The sequence below is a fragment of the Pseudodesulfovibrio hydrargyri genome, assembly GCF_001874525.1.
GTDB lineage: Bacteria > Desulfobacterota > Desulfovibrionia > Desulfovibrionales > Desulfovibrionaceae > Pseudodesulfovibrio > Pseudodesulfovibrio hydrargyri.
Map to the genome: position 1 here is coordinate 119925 of NZ_LKAQ01000005.1, position 15925 is coordinate 135849.

General features: G+C 64.1%; 14 protein-coding genes. 6 read left to right on the forward strand and 8 right to left on the reverse strand.

The features are described from left to right. Window positions 1–32 precede the first annotated feature (32 nt). From cimA to BerOc1_RS17935, 7 genes are read right to left on the reverse strand one after another with little or no spacing between them, the layout of a single operon-like run. Window positions 33–1625 carry a citramalate synthase gene (cimA, locus tag BerOc1_RS17905; RefSeq protein WP_071547285.1) on the reverse strand — a complete coding sequence of 531 codons (1593 nt, stop codon included), beginning with the start codon at window positions 1623–1625 and terminating at the stop codon, window positions 33–35. Between the two features lie 3 nt (window positions 1626–1628). After that, complete coding sequence (locus tag BerOc1_RS17910) at window positions 1629–2858, reverse strand: aspartate kinase (RefSeq protein WP_071547286.1); 1230 nt, start codon at window positions 2856–2858, stop codon at window positions 1629–1631. Between the two features lie 30 nt (window positions 2859–2888). Further along, window positions 2889–3362: a tRNA (adenosine(37)-N6)-threonylcarbamoyltransferase complex ATPase subunit type 1 TsaE gene (gene tsaE, locus BerOc1_RS17915; RefSeq protein ID WP_129586584.1), complete on the reverse strand. Its 474-nt coding sequence runs from the start codon at window positions 3360–3362 to the stop codon at window positions 2889–2891. Window positions 3363–3378: 16 nt separating this feature from the next. Further along, window positions 3379–3828 (reverse strand): CBS domain-containing protein, encoded by a 450-nt coding sequence (locus BerOc1_RS17920; protein WP_071547287.1) that lies wholly within the window; start codon window positions 3826–3828, stop codon window positions 3379–3381. Next, window positions 3822–5372, reverse strand: coding sequence for a bifunctional ADP-dependent NAD(P)H-hydrate dehydratase/NAD(P)H-hydrate epimerase (locus BerOc1_RS17925; RefSeq protein ID WP_071547288.1), 1551 nt, complete (start codon window positions 5370–5372; stop codon window positions 3822–3824). The genes BerOc1_RS17920 and BerOc1_RS17925 overlap by 7 nt, the downstream gene beginning before the upstream one ends. Window positions 5373–5397: 25 nt before the next feature. Continuing rightward, on the reverse strand, window positions 5398–5772 hold the full coding sequence (locus BerOc1_RS17930) for a holo-[acyl-carrier-protein] synthase (RefSeq protein WP_071547289.1): 375 nt from the start codon (window positions 5770–5772) through the stop codon (window positions 5398–5400). Window positions 5773–5791: 19 nt separating this feature from the next. After that, on the reverse strand, window positions 5792–6517 hold the full coding sequence (locus tag BerOc1_RS17935; RefSeq protein ID WP_071547290.1) for a pyridoxine 5'-phosphate synthase: 726 nt from the start codon (window positions 6515–6517) through the stop codon (window positions 5792–5794). Window positions 6518–6695: 178 nt separating this feature from the next. On the opposite strand from BerOc1_RS17935, the gene BerOc1_RS17940 reads away from it, so the two are divergent. Further along, window positions 6696–8033 (forward strand): UDP-glucose dehydrogenase family protein, encoded by a 1338-nt coding sequence (locus BerOc1_RS17940; protein ID WP_071547291.1) that lies wholly within the window; start codon window positions 6696–6698, stop codon window positions 8031–8033. Between the two features lie 77 nt (window positions 8034–8110). Here the strand turns inward: BerOc1_RS17940 and BerOc1_RS17945 are convergent, their stop codons facing one another. Next, window positions 8111–8326 carry a hypothetical protein gene (locus tag BerOc1_RS17945; protein WP_071547292.1) on the reverse strand — a complete coding sequence of 72 codons (216 nt, stop codon included), beginning with the start codon at window positions 8324–8326 and terminating at the stop codon, window positions 8111–8113. A gap of 327 nt (window positions 8327–8653) precedes the next feature. Here BerOc1_RS17945 and BerOc1_RS17950 point away from each other — a divergent pair, with 327 nt between their 5' ends. The 5 genes from BerOc1_RS17950 to BerOc1_RS17970 all read left to right on the forward strand — a co-directional run bounded on the left by BerOc1_RS17950 (window position 8654) and on the right by BerOc1_RS17970 (window position 15895). Next, complete coding sequence (locus tag BerOc1_RS17950; RefSeq protein WP_071547293.1) at window positions 8654–9154, forward strand: chemotaxis protein CheW; 501 nt, start codon at window positions 8654–8656, stop codon at window positions 9152–9154. 104 nt (window positions 9155–9258) lie between these two features. Then, window positions 9259–12744, forward strand: a complete 3486-nt coding sequence (gene mfd, locus BerOc1_RS17955; protein ID WP_071547294.1) for a transcription-repair coupling factor — start codon at window positions 9259–9261, stop codon at window positions 12742–12744. 9 nt (window positions 12745–12753) lie between these two features. Then, window positions 12754–13839 carry a peptidylprolyl isomerase gene (locus BerOc1_RS17960; RefSeq protein ID WP_071547295.1) on the forward strand — a complete coding sequence of 362 codons (1086 nt, stop codon included), beginning with the start codon at window positions 12754–12756 and terminating at the stop codon, window positions 13837–13839. A 98-nt stretch (window positions 13840–13937) separates the two neighbouring features. Then, window positions 13938–14909 carry a SurA N-terminal domain-containing protein gene (locus tag BerOc1_RS17965; RefSeq protein WP_071547296.1) on the forward strand — a complete coding sequence of 324 codons (972 nt, stop codon included), beginning with the start codon at window positions 13938–13940 and terminating at the stop codon, window positions 14907–14909. Then, the gene (locus BerOc1_RS17970) at window positions 14906–15895 is read left to right on the forward strand and encodes a helix-turn-helix domain-containing protein (RefSeq protein ID WP_071547297.1); all 990 of its coding nucleotides are present in this window, start codon (window positions 14906–14908) and stop codon (window positions 15893–15895) included. Before BerOc1_RS17965 ends, BerOc1_RS17970 begins: the two co-directional genes overlap by 4 nt. The last annotated feature ends 30 nt before the right edge of the window (window positions 15896–15925 follow it).

Genomic DNA, 15925 nt, shown 5'->3' on the forward strand with positions numbered 1-15925 from the left:
CCTCTCCCCTTCCCCCGGCCGCCGGAGGCTGCTTACGCCTCCGTCATTTCGTCCTTGAAGAGCTTGTAGTTGATGCCGTCGACCACGGCCTGCCAGGAGGCTTCGATGATGTTGTGGGACACGCCCATGGTGGTCCAGCGGTCGGTGCCGTCACCGGATTCGACCAGGACGCGGACGAATGAGGCGGTGCCGCCGGTGTCGCGCACCGCGCCGGACAGGACGCGGACCTTGAAGTCGAGCAGGCGGATTTCGCCCAGGCGGGGGTAGAACCGTTCCAGCCCCTTGCGCAGGGCGCGGTCCAGGGCGTTGACCGGGCCCATGCCGGTGGCCGCGGTGTGTTCCTGCTGGCCCTTGACGTCCACGATGACCGTTGCCTCGGACATGGGTTCCGGGTCTTCCTCGCGCTTGGCGTCGACCACGAAGAAGTGGCGGAAATGGAAGTAGTCGAGTGGCTTGCCCAACGCCTGGCGGAGCATGAGTTCGAAGGAGGCGTCGGCCACGGAGTATTCGTAGCCCATGGACTCCTTGAGCTTGAGCTCCTTGAGCAGGCGGTCCACGGTGGGGTCGTCCTTGGCCAGTTCGTAGCCCAGTTCGTGGGCCTTGAACAGGATGTTGGATTTGCCCGACTGGTCCGAGAGGAGCACGCGCCGTTCGTTGCCCACGGTCTCGGGCGGGATGTGCTCGTAGGTGCGCGCGTCCTTGAGGATGGCGCTGACATGGATGCCGCCTTTGTGGGCAAAGGCCGACATGCCCACGAAGGGCTGGCGCATGAACGGGCGCAGGTTGGCGATTTCGCTGATGAAGTTGGATATGGGCTGGAGCCGGGCCAGGTTTTCCTGGCCGATGACCTCATAGCCCATCTTGAGCTCCAGGTTGGGGATGACCGAGCAGAGGTTGGCGTTGCCGCAGCGCTCGCCGTAGCCGTTGACCGTGCCCTGGACCTGGACCGCGCCCAGGCGGACCGCTTCCAGGGAGTTGGCCACGGCCAGCTCGGAGTCGTTGTGGGCGTGGATGCCCAGGCTGGCCTCGGGGAGCCGCTTGCGGACCTCGGCCACGGCATGGCCGATCTCGTGGGTCAGGGAGCCGCCGTTGGTGTCGCAGAGGACGAGGCGGTCGGCCCCGGCCTCGAGCGCGGCGGTCAGGGCCTGGATGGCGTACTCGGGGTTGTTCTTGAACCCATCGAAGAAGTGTTCGGCGTCGAAGATGACCTCGTCCACCCGCGCCTTGAGATAGGCCACGGAATTGGCGATGAGCTCGAGATTGCGCTCGAGCGGAACGCCCAGGGCCACAGTGGCGTGGATGTCCCAGGTCTTGCCGAAGATGGTCACAACCGGGGTCTCGGCCTCGAGCAGCCCGGTCAGGTTGGGGTCCTTTTCGGGCGTGAACTTGGCCATGTGCGTGGACCCGAAGGCGGCCAGCTTGGCGTTTTTGAAGGTGCAGGATTTTATCTCGTCGAAAAATCTCCTGTCCGTCGGGTTGGAGCCGGGCCAGCCGCCCTCGATGTAGTGGATGCCCAGGTCGTCCAGCTTCTGCGCTATGCGGATCTTGTCCTGGGTGGTCAGGTTCAGTTCTTCGGCTTGTGCTCCGTCTCTTAACGTCGTGTCGTATATGGTGATTTTTTGCATCGGCTACTCGATGTGTTTGCCTTCCTCCAAGTTGAAGGCTTTGTGGAGTGTGCGTACGGCCAGTTCGGTGTACTTGTCGTCGATCAAGCAGGTGATCTTGATCTCCGAGGTGCTGATCATCAGGATGTTCACGTTCTCATCGGCAAGCGCCCGGAAGGCCTTGGAGGCCACGCCGGAATGGTTACGCATGCCGACGCCGATAATCGACACCTTGGCGACGTTGAGATTGCTGGATAGCTCTTCGTAGCCGATTTCGTATTTGAGCGCTTCCAGGGTCTTGATGGTCTGCTTCACGTCGGCGCGGGGCACGGTGAAGGTCATGTCGGTCAAGCCGTCCTTGGACGGGTTCTGGACGATCATGTCCACGAGAATCTTCTTTTCAGCCAGGGGGGAGAAAATCTGGGCCGACACGCCGGGGTTGTCCTTGACGTGTATCAGCGTGATGCGAGCCTGATCCTTGTCGTATGCGATGCCAGAGACCATGACGGCTTCCATGTTTTCATCCTCCTGCGTGACTATGGTGCCCGGCTCGTCGGAAAAGGTGGAGCGGACATGAACGGTTACATTGTATTTCTTGGCGAACTCGACGCTGCGGATCTGGAGCACCTTGGCTCCCATGCTGGCCATTTCCAGCATTTCGTCATAGGAAACGCGGTCGATCTTGCGGGCGTCGGAGCAGAGGTTCGGGTCCGTGGTGAACACGCCCGTAACGTCGGTGTAGATTTCGCAGACGTCGGCCTTGAGGGCCGCGGCCAGGGCCACGGCCGAAGTGTCGGAGCCGCCGCGCCCCAGGGTGGTGATGCGGCCGTGGTCGTCGCACCCCTGGAATCCGGCCACCACGAGGATGTCGTATTCCTGGAGCATGCATTTGAGCCGGGATTCGTCGATGGCGGTGATGCGCGCCTTGCCGTAGCAACAGTCGGTTTTGACCGGGGCCTGGAAGCCGAGCACGGAGCGGCATTTGACGCCCTGCTGTTTGAGCAGCATGGCGAAGAGGGCGCAGGAAATCTGTTCGCCGGTGGAGACCAGGGAATCCACTTCGGCGGGATCGGGGTTGTCCGACCACTCCTCGGCCAGTCCCAATAGGCGGTTGGTCTCGCCGGACATGGCCGACAGGACCACGATGACCTTGTTGCCCTCACGGTAGGGGCGCAGGACTTTCTGCATGACCTGGCGTTGGCATTCCAGGTTGCGGACCGATGTGCCTCCGAACTTTTGTACGACGATGTTCATTTTTTCGATTCTGCTCTCTAGAAACGGTTGTCATTCCGGCCGCAGGGCGTCGACGACGTCCCGGGCCGCACCTCCCATCGCATGCAATACGAGGCTTCGTCCAGTGTCCGATGGGGTCCATTCCAGAAAAAGGGCCTGATCCGGCCACATTTCCCTGGGCAGGAACTGTATCCATTCCACCACGGTGATCGTGTCCGGGTCCTCGAGCGAGTCGAACAGGGCGTCGTCCGGAGGCATGCCTTCGAGCCGGTAGAGGTCGAAGTGGGCCACGCCGGGCGAGGTCGGATACAGGTTGCAGATGTTGAAGCTCGGGCTTGATACCTCCGCCGCCTCCGCGCCGGGCAGGGATTCCACGAAACCCCTGACCAACGTGGTTTTGCCCGATCCGAGCTCGCCTTGCAAGAGTAAAGCCGGAGGGGCGTCCATTCGGGACAGGATCGACGCCAGGGCGCGGCCCAGGGCCACGGTGGCGTCGCTGTCGGGAAGGTGCAGTGTCAGGCTCACGTTCCGGGTCCGGCGCCTAGCCCTTGAGCAGGGTCTTGAGCACGTCTTCCTTGCCGACCACGCCGACCAGCTTGCCGTCTTCGATCACGGGCAGGGTGTACAGTTTCTCGTTGGCCATCATGGTGGCCACGTCCTCGATGGTGGTGTCCGGGTGCACGAAGGTCGGGGCCGGGGTCATGGCGTCGCCGACCTTGAGGGCCGCGATCTTGGTCATTTCGCGCTCCAACTGGTCGTGGGAGGAGAGGGGGAAGACCCCGTCCAGCAGGGTGAAGAAGGAGGGCAGGGTGACCTTCTTCTGCTGGGCCACCAGGTCGGACTGGCAGAGCACGCCGACCACCTTGCCTCCGTCCATGACGGGCGCGCCGTTGATCTTCTTCTCCAGAAGGATGGCGGCCGCGGCGGTGATGTCGGTGTCCGGGGTCAGGGTGATGCAGTCGGTGGTCATGATGTCCTTGGCTGTCAGCATGTTTCAAGCTCCTTGGTGAAGGCTGCCGCCGCGTGGGGCAGCATGTTGGCGATTTCGGACGCGAGGTTGCCGCGTGCGGGAAATTCGTTGTTCAGGGCGTGTCCGGTCAGGCCGTGCCAGAAGACTCCGGCGCAGGCAGCGCTCAGAGGGGCGAGCCCCCGGGCGAGCAGGCTGCCGATCACGCCGGACAGGACGTCGCCCGAGCCGCCCACGGACAGGTTGGGCTCGGCGAACGGGGACACACAGACCGCGTCCGGGTCGGCCACCAGCGTGGCCGCGCCCTTGAGGACCAGGGTGGTGTCGCAGTTCGCCAGGAAGCGGTCCGCCGCGCCCATGCGGTCGGCTTGGATGTCGGCGGTCGGGACGTCGAGCAGGCGGGCCATCTCGCCCGGATGGGGCGTGAGCACAGCCTTTTCGGGCAAGGTCTTCAGGTGCTCGGGGAAGGCGGCCAGGGCGAACAGGGCGTCCGCGTCCAGGACCATGGGCAGCTCGCAGGAGGCGAGCAGTTCCAGGGCGAAGGCCATGGCCTCGGGCGCGCGCCCCAGGCCGGGCCCGAGGACCACGGCGTCGAAACGGTGGAGTTCCTCCCGGATTTGGGTGGCCATTTCCCTTGTCCAGGCCGTGCCCGAACCGAGCGGCAGGGTCATGATGTCCGGCGAGCCTCCCTTGACCGCGTCGGCCAGCCCCGCGGGACAGGCCATAGTGACCAGTCCGGCCCCGCTGCGCAGGGCGGCCAGGGCGGCCAGATGCGGCGCGCCGGTCAGGCCGACGCTGCCGCCGGCCACCAGGACGTGCCCGGCGGTGCCCTTGTGCATGTCGCGGTCGGGCGCGGGCAGTCCGTCCATGACCGCGCCGGTGATGAGATGGTGCCGGACCGGATTGTCCGCCTGGACCTTCAGCGGGATGCCGATGGGGCAGACGTGCAGCGCGCCGGTGTACTCCATGGCCTCGGGCATGACCAGGCCGAGCTTGGGCGACTGGAAGGTGGCCGTGGCGTCGGCCTCGACCGCCTCGGGCTGGGCGCGGCCGGTCAGCCCGTTCAACCCCGAGGGGATGTCCACGGCCAGGACGAAGGCGCGTTGGCCCAGTCGGTTTATGGTCCGCACCAAATGCAGAATGTCTTCGCGCAGGGTCCCCTGGAAGCCGGTGCCGAGCAGGCCGTCCACGACGATGTCCGGCTGGGGAAGTCCGTCGAGGTCGACCCCGGCCAGGTGGATGAGGGGGATGTCGAGCTTCTGCGCCCACAGGAGGTTGGCCCGGGTCTCGCCCCGGTACCCCCTCTTGGGGCGGGTGTGGAAGACCGTGACCTCGGCTCCGAGGTCAATGAGGGCGCGGGCCATGGCAAAGGCGTCGCCGCCGTTGTTGCCGGACCCGGCAAAGCAGTAAACGGTGGCGCCGTCCACGTCGCCGTACTCCTCGAGCAGGACGTTGACGGCCTCGCGGGCGGCGGACTCCATGAGGGTGACGCCGGGGATGCCGACGGTGTGGATGGTTTCCCTGTCCCACACGGACATTTCGGCGGGGGTCGGAAGGGGCAGCAGCATGAGCTCTCCTGGACTGGGGTTTCGTCTATCCTTCCAATATCACGGTGGCGGCGGCGGTGTCACGGGAATGGGTCATGGACACGTGCGCCGCGGTCACGCCCATGTGCCCGCAGCGGGCGAGCCCCTCGCCGAGAAAGGCGATCTCCGGTTTGCCGTCCTCGTTGTGGAGGATCTCGATGCATTTGAAATGCACGCCCTTGGCGAATCCGGTGCCGAGCGCCTTGACCGCCGCCTCCTTGCAGGCGAACAGGGCGGCCAGGCGCGGCACGGGGTTGCGCCTCGGCAGCTGGGCGAGTTCGCGCTCGGTCAGGATCTTGCGGGCGAATCTGTCCCCGTACCGCTCCCAGAGGGCCTGGATGCGGTCCAGCTCCGTCAGGTCGATGCCCGTTCCCTTGATCATGCCGCGTCGTTCCGTCCGGCTAGTCCGCGAAGGTCCGGATCAGTTCGGCCATGTCCCGGACGGCCCGGTCCAGGCCAGCGTAAATGGCCCGGGCCATGATGGCGTGCCCGATGGAGTATTCGCTGACGCCGGGCACGTCCTTGAAGTTCAAGATGTTGCGGTAGTTCAGTCCGTGTCCGAGGTTGACCTTGAGCCCGCCGTCCCTGGCCAGGGCGATGCCCTTGAGAATCTTTTCCAGCTCGGCCTTGCGCTGCTTGAATTCCTTGGCGTCGGCGTAGTGCCCGGTGTGGATCTCGATGAACTCCGCGCCCGTGGCGATGGCCGCCTCGATCTGCTTGGGATCGGCGTCGATGAACAGGCTGGAGCGGATGCCCTTTTCGTGGATCGGGGCCAGGAAATCCTTGAGCTCGGTCTCGCGGCCGATGCAGTTCAGGCCGCCCTCGGTGGTCAGTTCCTGCCGTTTTTCCGGCACCAGGCAGACCATCTCGGGCTCGATGTCCAGGGCGATGGACTGCATCTCGTCCGTGGCGGCCATTTCCAGGTGCAGGCGGGTGTTGCAGGTCTCCTTGATCAGTTTCACGTCCCGGTCCTGGATGTGGCGGCGGTCCTCGCGCAGGTGGACGATGATGCCCGTGGCGCCGGCCATCTCCGCCATGTAGGCGGCGGTCACGGGCTCGGGTTCGATGCCCATTCTGGCCTGACGCAGGGTGGCCACATGATCGACGTTGACAACGAGTACCGGCATTGTATCTTCCTCCGAGTGCGTAATTGCGTAATATCCTCATTGATTAAGACACCTGGGGCGGAATGGCAATAGCAGGGGCGTCGGGGCGGTGTTTTGCATTCGTATTGACGCGCATGCGCGTACACGGTATCCGCTTGTCCTGTTAAGGATATGGACACTCAACCCGGAGCAACGAGTTATGAACGTGTGCATTGTCGGCACCGGCTATGTGGGACTGGTTTCCGCGGCCTGTTTTGCCGAGATGGGAAATAATATCTATTGCGTGGACGTCAACCCCAAGGTCGTGGAGACCCTGGAGAGCGGCAAGGTCCACATCTACGAGCCCGGCCTGGAAGACCTGGTCAAGCGCAACACCGAGCAGGGCCGCCTGAACTTCACCACCGACCTGGGCGAGGGTTTGGATAACGCCGAGGTGGTCTTTATCACCGTGGGCACCCCGCAGCGTGAGGACGGCTCCTGCGACCTCAAGTACGTGGACGCCGTGGCCGCCGAGATCGGCCGGAAGATGACCTCTCCCAAGATCGTGGTGGACAAGTCCACCGTGCCCGTGGGCACCGCCGACCGGGTACGCGGGATCATCGCGGGCGAACTTGAGAAGCGCGGCGAGTCCATCTACTTCGACGTGGTCTCCAATCCCGAGTTCCTCAAGGAGGGCGACGCCCTCAACGACTTCATGAAGCCGGACCGGGTCATCGTGGGCACCGGCGACGAGAACTCGGCCACGACGATCAAGACCCTGTACGCCCCGTTCGCCCGCAGCCGCGAGAAGCTCATCGTCATGGGCGTGCGCTCGGCCGAGATGACCAAGTACGCTGCCAACTGCATGCTGGCCACCAAGATATCCTTCATCAACGAGGTGGCCAACATCTGCGAGCGGGTCGGGGCGGACGTCTCCGAGGTCCGCGTGGGCATCGGCTCGGATTCGCGCATCGGCTACTCCTTCATCTACCCTGGCGTGGGCTACGGCGGTTCCTGCTTCCCCAAGGACGTCAAGGCGCTCATCGACACGGCCGCCGAGTACGGCTACGACGCCCGGCTCATCCGCTCCGTGGACGAGGTCAACAACACCCAGAAGCTCGTCCTGGCCGAGAAGATCAAGGCCTACTTCGAGCCGCAGGGCGGCGTGGCGGGCAAGACCCTGGCCCTGTGGGGCATCGCCTTCAAGGCCAACACCGACGACATCCGCGAGGCCTCGGCCGTCCAGGTCATCAAGGCGTTGACCTCCCTGGGCATGAAGGTTCGAGCCTTCGACCCGGTGGCCAACACCCGGGCCCGCGAGGAGATCGGGCACATAGAGAACCTTGAGATCATGGACAGCCAATACGACGTGCTGGACGGGGCGGACGCCCTGGCCGTGGTCACGGACTGGAACCAGTTCCGTAACCCCGACTTCGAGCGCATCAAGCGCGCCCTGGCCGCGCCCCTGGTCTTTGACGGCCGCAACCTGTACCTGCCCGAGCGCATGGGCAAGGCCGGGTTCGCCTATTTCTCCATCGGCCGCACCCCGGTGGAGTAAGGGGCCGTTTACAGGCATGAAAAAAACTCCCCGTCTCGGCAGAGACGGGGAGTTTTTTTGGTTGGTGTCGAAAACGGTCAGAAGCGGCCCTTGGAGCAGGTCCGGTATTGCAGCTCCTGGAGGATGACCCGTTCGTATTCGGGGTTGTATTCCAGGTCGGTCTGTTCGGCCTGGTCCAGCATCCTGGCAAGTTGTTGCGTTTCTTCCCAGAAGTCCAGGAGTTCGTCATCGGCCAGGCTTTTCACCTGGGCCTCCAAGGTGTCGTGGTCACTGAAATTGGCGTACTGACCCATGCGATATGGCCTGCCTCTTTTCCAAAAGGTGAAAAAAATCAAACATATAGGAACGAAGTGGGACCTACGTTAGCCCTTTATCTCATGACCGTCAACCATACTTTGTGGGCGGACCGATATAAAAAGCCTCAACAATATGTTTTAATTGGCGAAAAAGTGCGGAAAGCGGGGAAGCGGCACCCTTTGCCGGGGCTGTGGGTCGGTTCTTGTCAACGATTTCGAGAGGCTGGATATTCTCATTGACAAAAATGGGCGGGGTTGACAGATTCGGTCCTTGTAAAACCGGGAGCGGCTCACGGCCGTATCCGGATCCTAGACGGGGTAGCCATGAGAACGGAAGTTGAAGACATCATCGATGACGAAGAAGGCGAAGTCGATCAGGAATTGACCCAGCTGGTCACCTTCAGCATCGGCGACGAGGAGTTCGGGGTCAACATCCTCCAGGTCCAGGAGATCATCCGGACCATGGAGATCACCAATGTCCCCCGCGCGCCCGAGTTCGTCGAAGGCGTCATCAATCTGCGCGGCAAAGTCATTCCCATCGTTGACATGCGCCGCCGCTTCGGGCTCCGCTCCAAGGAGCACGACAAGTACACCAGGATCATCGTCATCGAGATCGACATGATCATCGTCGGTTTCGTGGTGGACTCCGTGTCCGAGGTCCTGCGCATCCCGGCCAACTCCGTGCAGCCGCCGCCGCCCGTGGTGGCCGGCATGGACTCCGACTACATCGACGGCGTGGGCAAGCTCGACGACCGCCTGCTGATCCTGCTCGACCTGGATTCGCTTCTGGACAACGAGGAAAAGGAAGCTCTGGGCACCGTCTAGCCCGACAGATACTTGGTGACAAGCCGTCTTGGTCCCGCTAGGGAAGAGGCGGCTTTTCCGTTTTGATTGCCGAGAGGCCGAGGAACCCTTTTCACAGCGAATCCATGCCAGCCACCTATCCCAAGGACATAGCCGACTTCATGAAGGGGGCCGTTGATTCGGTCCGGGTGTTCAAAAGCGGGCCGGGTTCACAAGCCCTGCTGGCCGGGTCCCTGCTGGCCGGCGGGAGCGACGTGGTCCTGGTCGTCCCGGGCGTGGCCGAGTTCAAGGAGATGCAGGCCCTGCTGACCCTGCTGTCGCGTGGCAAGCCGGGCGGCCTGGAGCAGCCCGCCTGGGAGCGGGAATGGGTCTTCCTGCCGCCGTATCATTCGCGCACGCCCGAACCGCAGGGGTGGAGCGAGCGGTGGGCCGCCCTGTACGGGCTGGTCTACCGGGACGGTCCGCGCGGCGTGCTCATGACCGCCGACAACCTGTTGCCGCACTGGCCCGGCGAGACGGTCCTGCGCGAGAACTGGGCCACCCTGACCAAGGGCGAGGAGATGTCCCCGGACATCCTCCTCGAACAGCTCGTCTCCTGGGGATATGTGCGCCGCAAGCTGGTCTCCGACCCCGGCGACATGGCCATGCGCGGCGACATCCTGGACATCCACGCGCCGGGCTACGAACTGCCGTTGCGCCTTGAATTTTTTGGCGACGTGCTTGAGGAGGTCCGGCTGTTCGACCCGTCCTCCCAGCGATCCAAGGCGGATCTGAACGAGGCCGTGCTCCTGCCCGTTGGGCCGGGCATCACTACGCCGGACCGGGCCTTCCGCGCCCGCGACCAATGGGAGAAACTGCGCAAGACCGGCGAGATCACGGCAGCCCAGGAACAGGCACTGTCCGAGCGGCTGGACGCCAACGACGGGTACGTTTGGCCGGGCCTGTACTACGACGCGCCTGTGGGGCTCGAGGACTATCTGCCCAAGGATGCGGCCTGGCTGCTTTCCTCGGGCGGCACCCTGCGGGCCCGGCTCGAGGACCGCGAACAGGCGTGGCGCGACTATTTGAAGGACGAGGAGCGCGACAAGGGCGTCAGTCTGCCCCGGCGGTTCATCATCCGTTCCCACGACGTGGCCCGCAAGGCGTGGAGTTCGGCCCGCCAGTTGGTCTTCGAGGAACTGACCATCGGCCGGGAAAAGACCGGCATCGACCTGCCCGAGACTCCGTACAGCGATTTCACCGACATCTTCTGGCGGCCCGAGGCCACCAGACGGCCGTGGGCCGCTCTCATGACCGGAATCAAGGAGTGGCAGAGCGCGGGCGAGACCACCATCCTGAGTTTCCGCACCCAGCGCTCGCGGACCAAGTTCCTGAACCTGGCCGAGCAGGAGAGCCTGCCCATCACCCTGGAATACGTACCGGACCGCCAGGGACTCTACGCCCTGGTCTCTCCCTTGCGCAAGGGCATGGACATCGGCTGGAACCGGACCCGCGTCCTGGGCGAGGAGGTCATCCAGCCCCAGGCGCCCAGCGCCCGGCCCGGGCGGGACAAGGCCTTCAAGGGGCTGGAGCGGTACGACGACCTGTCCGAGGGCGATCTGCTGGTCCACCGGGACTACGGCCTGTCCCAGTTCGGCGGGCTGCATCACATGTCCATCGGCGAGGGGGCCAACGACTATCTGCTCCTGTATTTTTCCGGCGAGGACAAGCTTTATCTGCCCGTGGACCGGCTCAACCTGGTCCAGCGGTTCAAGGGGCCCGAGGGAGCCAAGCAGCCGTCCCTGGACAAGCTCGGCGGTTCGCGCTGGGCCAAGACCACGGCCAAGGTCCGCAAGGCCATCGAGAAGATCGCCCATGAACTGGTTGAGATGTACGCCTTCCGCCGGGTGGCCAAGGGGTACGGCTACGGTCCGCTCGACGAGATGTACGCCGAGTTCGAGGCCACCTTCGGGTTCGAGGAGACCCCGGACCAGGAAAAGGCCGTGAACGACGTGTTCCGCGACATGGAGAAGCCCGAGCCCATGGATCGGCTGGTCTGCGGCGACGTGGGCTTCGGCAAGACAGAAGTGGCCCTGCGCGCCGCCTTCCGCGCGGCGCTCGAAGGCCGCCAGACGGCCTTGTTGTGTCCAACCACGGTTCTGGCCGAACAACACTACCAGACCTTCACCAGGCGCATGGAGGGATTCCCGGTGCGCGTGGGGCTGCTCAGCCGGTTCGTCACGGCCAAGCGGCAGAAGACCGTGCTCGAGGCCGCCAGCCGGGGAGAGATCGACATCCTCATCGGCACGCACCGCATTCTTTCCAAGGACGTGGAGCTGCCCAACCTCGGCCTGCTCATTCTGGACGAGGAGCAGCGCTTCGGGGTCAAGCACAAGGAAAAGCTCAAGCATTTCCGTCAGAACATCGACGTCCTGACCCTGACGGCCACACCCATTCCCCGGACCCTGCAACTGTCTCTCTCGGGCATCCGCGGCCTGTCGGTCATCGAGACCCCGCCCGTGGACCGCAAGCCCGTGGAGACGGGCATCATGGAGCGCGAGGAGCTGGAGCTCAAGGCGGTCCTGCGCCGGGAGCTGGACCGGGGCGGCCAGGTGTACTGGGTGTACAACAGGGTCAACGGGCTTGAGCGGGTGGCCGATTACGTGCGCGGCCTGGTCCCGGACGCCAAGGTGGGCATGGCCCACGGGCGGATGAGCGAGAAGGGGCTGGAGGACGCCATGCGCGATTTCTGGCACGGCGAGATGGACGTGCTCGTGTGCACCTCCATCGTCGAGTCCGGCCTGGACTTCCCCAACGCCAACACCCTGATCGTGGACCAGGCCCAGCTTTTCGGCCTGGGGCAGCTCTACCAGCTGCGGGGCAGGGTGGGGCGCAGCGAGCGGCAGGCCTATGCGTATTTCGTGGTCCCGTCCATCAAGGATATTTCCGAAATCGTCCGCAAACGCTTGCGCATCATTCTGGACATGGATTATCTGGGGGCTGGATTCAAGGTGGCCATGGAGGACTTGCGGCTTCGAGGCGCGGGCAATATCCTGGGCGAGGCCCAGTCCGGGCAGATCGCCAAGATCGGCCTGGAACTCTTCCTCGAAATGCTCGAGGAGGAGGTTGCCAGACTGCGCGGCGAGGAACACGCCGGGGCGGCGGATACGGAACTGAATTTCGTTTTCGAAGCTCACATTCCGGGCGGATACATCCCGGATTCGCGGGAGAGGCTGCGCTATTACCGGTCCCTTTCCTCGGCCGCCACGGACATGGAACTGTGTGAATACGAGGCCGAGATCCGCGACCGCTTCGGGCCGCTGCCCGAGCCGCTGGACGCCTTCTTCGGCGTGCTGCGCATCAAGCGGACCCTGTCCCGGCTCCAGGCGGCCCGGGCCGAGCTCTATCCGGGCCGGATGGTCATCACCTGGAAGGACAACGCCATCGCGGTCAACCCCGAGAGGCTGATCAGCTGGGTCAACGACCGGGGGGAGGGGACCCGGCTCATTCCTCCGGCCAAGCTGGAAATCCGATACGACGGTGCGCATTCCATGCGGGAGGCGCTGGAGTCCACCGCCGCGGACCTGGAAGGCATGCTCGATGCTCAAACCGTGCCGCCGGGCGGCCCATAACGAGAGAATATGAAACGTCACATAGCGATACTCTTCATTTTTGCGGCCCTGCTGGCCGGATGCTCCGGGGACGCGGACGACATCGGCATCGTGGCCCGGGTCAACGGTTCACCCATCTATCTGAGCCAGCTGGAGTTCCAGCACGACCAGTTCCAGGAGGATAGCGTCGGGGCGTACGTCCCCAGCGTGGCCAAGCTGCGCAGGGAGTACGGTGAGATCCTGTCCGACCTCATCGTCCAGGAACTGGTGGTCCAGGAACTGGCCCGCCGCGACCTGTCGGTGACCGACGAGGAACTGCGCAAGGCCGAAAACACGGTGCGCGGCGACTACCCGGAAGGGGCCTTCGAACAGGTTCTGGTGGAGGAGTACATCGACCTCAAGTCCTGGCGTCGGCAGCTGCGCTATTACCTGGCCCAGAAGAAGTTCTTCCAGTTGGTCCTGCGGCCGCAGATCAAGATCGACTACAAGGAAGCCGAGAAATACTACCGTGACCATATCTCCGATTTCTACCTGGCCGAGAGCCTGCGCATCCTGGTGGTGCGCGGCCCGAGCCGGGAGTTGGTGGTCAAGGCTGTTGAAAAATATCTCAAGGATCACGACCAGATGAACCTGGCCACTGCGTTCGGCGAGGTCGAGACACGGGAGGTGGTGGTCCGCGAAGGCCGGTTGTCCGCGCCCTGGCGCAACGCGCTGACCGGGCTCAAGCCGGGCCAGGCCAGCGACGTGCTCACCGACCGCTTCGGCTTCGAGGCCCTGGTCCTGCTCGAACGCAGCGAGGCCAAGGTTCTGCCTCCGGCCCAGGCCTACCCCCTGGTGGAGGAGGCCCTGCTCGAGAAGAAGATGGAGAACGCCTTCGAGAAGTGGCTCTCCGGGGATCTGGCCAAGGCGGACATTCAGGTCAGCGAACATCTTTTGGAGTCCGCGGCCAAGCCTGGCGACGACGAAGCGAGCGCGCCGGCCGTCATTGCGGAACCCGAGGAGCCGGCGGCGGAAGAGGCCGTGGAACCGCCCCCGGTCGAGGACGACATGAACGGCCAGGAACCGGCCGATGAGGCCATTCCCATGGATCAGCTTGGCACGGACACGGGCATCTGACCGGCCCGTTCGTTGCATAGTCCGCACAAAACGACTAGAATCCGACAACAATTCGGGGGGGAGAAGGGAAATCCGCCTCCCGGATAAGGAGTGAATGCGTGGTAAAAGTCTTTTCCGTGCTTCTGGGAGCCATGCTCCTGATATGTCCTTTGACAGCACAGGCAAAGGATGTGGTCGTGGACCGCATCCTGGTCAAGATCAACGACTCGATCATCACCCAGTACGACCTGGACCAGGCGCTGAAGCCCGTCTACGAGAAGATCAAGGACCGCACGCTCAGCGCAGCGGAGCAGGCCCAGGTGCAGGAGCTGCGCAAGCAGGCCCTGGACAATCTCATCAGCGACAACCTCATCCAGCAGGAGATCAAACGTTTCTCCATCAACGTCTCCGAAGAGAACATGGACAAGGAGATCGAACGGGTCCGCAACGAGCGCGGTCTGACTCTGGAGGAGTTTGAAAAGGTGGTGGCCCAGGACGGCCTGAACATGGATGAGTTCCGGGAAAGGCTCAAGAAGCTGCTCGAGAAGCAGGAGCTCATCGGCCACATGGTCAACAGCAAGGTCGTGGTCACGGACTCGGAGATCCAGGAGGAGTACGACGCCCGCAAGGATGACTATTCCATGGGCAAGATGGTCGAACTGGCCATCATCCTCCTGCCGTCCGACGTCTCCCCGGTGGAGGTCCGCGAGCAGATCACCGGCGGCGAGATGACCTTTGCCGACGCGGTGGCCAAATACAGCGTCGGGCCGGGCAAGGATTCCGGCGGGTCCATCGGCGAACTGAACTGGGTGGACCTGGCCGAAGAATGGAAGAGCTCGCTCGACGGGGTTGCCCAGGGCGGCGTGAGTTCACCGTTGACCATTCAGGGCCACGAGGCGCTGCTTTCGCCGGTCAAAATCAACGAGGATCGCATGGTCCCGCTCGAAGACGTCCGGGACAACATCTACAAGGACCTGATGCAGAAGAAGCGGGAAACCGTGTTCACGGATTATTTCGAGAAATTGAAGAAGAGCGCGGTCATCATCTACATGGACGATTCGCTCAAGCCCGATAACGGAGTATCCCAATGACATTTCAGGAACTCGGCGAAATACTGAAAAACGAGCGGGAGGCCAAGGGGCTGACCATCAAGGCGGTCATGGAGGCCACCAAAATCAGCCGCGTCATCCTCCTCGCCCTGGAAGGCGGCGACCGCTCGGTCCTGCCGCATCCCGTGTACACCAAGGGGTTCGTCAAGAGCTACGCCCGCCTGCTCGGGCTGGACCCGGACGAACTGTCCATGGTCGTGGACCGCGAATACCGGATGGAGCCGCCCGAAGCCGGGGATGTCTCCTACGATGTGGCCCCCAACGCGGAAAAGGCGTTTCAGGATAACGACATGAGCGCGGGTCGTCGCAAGCGGTCCGTGTGGCCCACGCTGCTCGTGGTCCTGGCCCTGGCCGTCGCGGCCGGGATTCTGGTCCTGAACCTGAACAAGGCCAAATTGCCGGGCGGTTCCGACCCCGCGCCCGCCCCGGCCGAGCAGTCCGCGCAACCCGCCGAACCCGGCCCGGCCGCTCCCGAGGCCGTGGTTCCCGAGACCGCGCCCGCCGAGGAGCAGGCCGCTCCCGAAGCCGCACCCGCCCTGGAGCAGGGCGGGGCGGAGGAGACGGAGCAACTGCCTGCGGAAGTGACCGCACCGGCCGCGCCCGCCGAGGCCGAACCCGCGCAGGAGCAGGCCGTGGCGCCTGTTCCGGCGCCCGCCCGGGACGAGGTCGTGGACGAGGAGGCCGCCATTACCCAGGAGGGTGCGCCCGACGAGCCGAAATACGACCATGTGCTGATCATCCGCGCCACCACCGACAAGGGGTGCTGGATCGGCGTCTGGCGCGGCGAGGAAACCCAGATGGCCCGCGACTTCGTCCTGCGCAGGGGCGAGCCCCTGCGGCTGATGTTCAACAGCCCGCGCCGCATCCGTATCGGCAACGTCTCCGGCGTGACCGTGACCTACAACGGACAGCCCTACGCCCTGGACGACGCCAAGGGCAACATCCAGACCATCACCTTCGGCATGTAGCCGGAGCTTCACGGCCCGCGCGCGGACGGA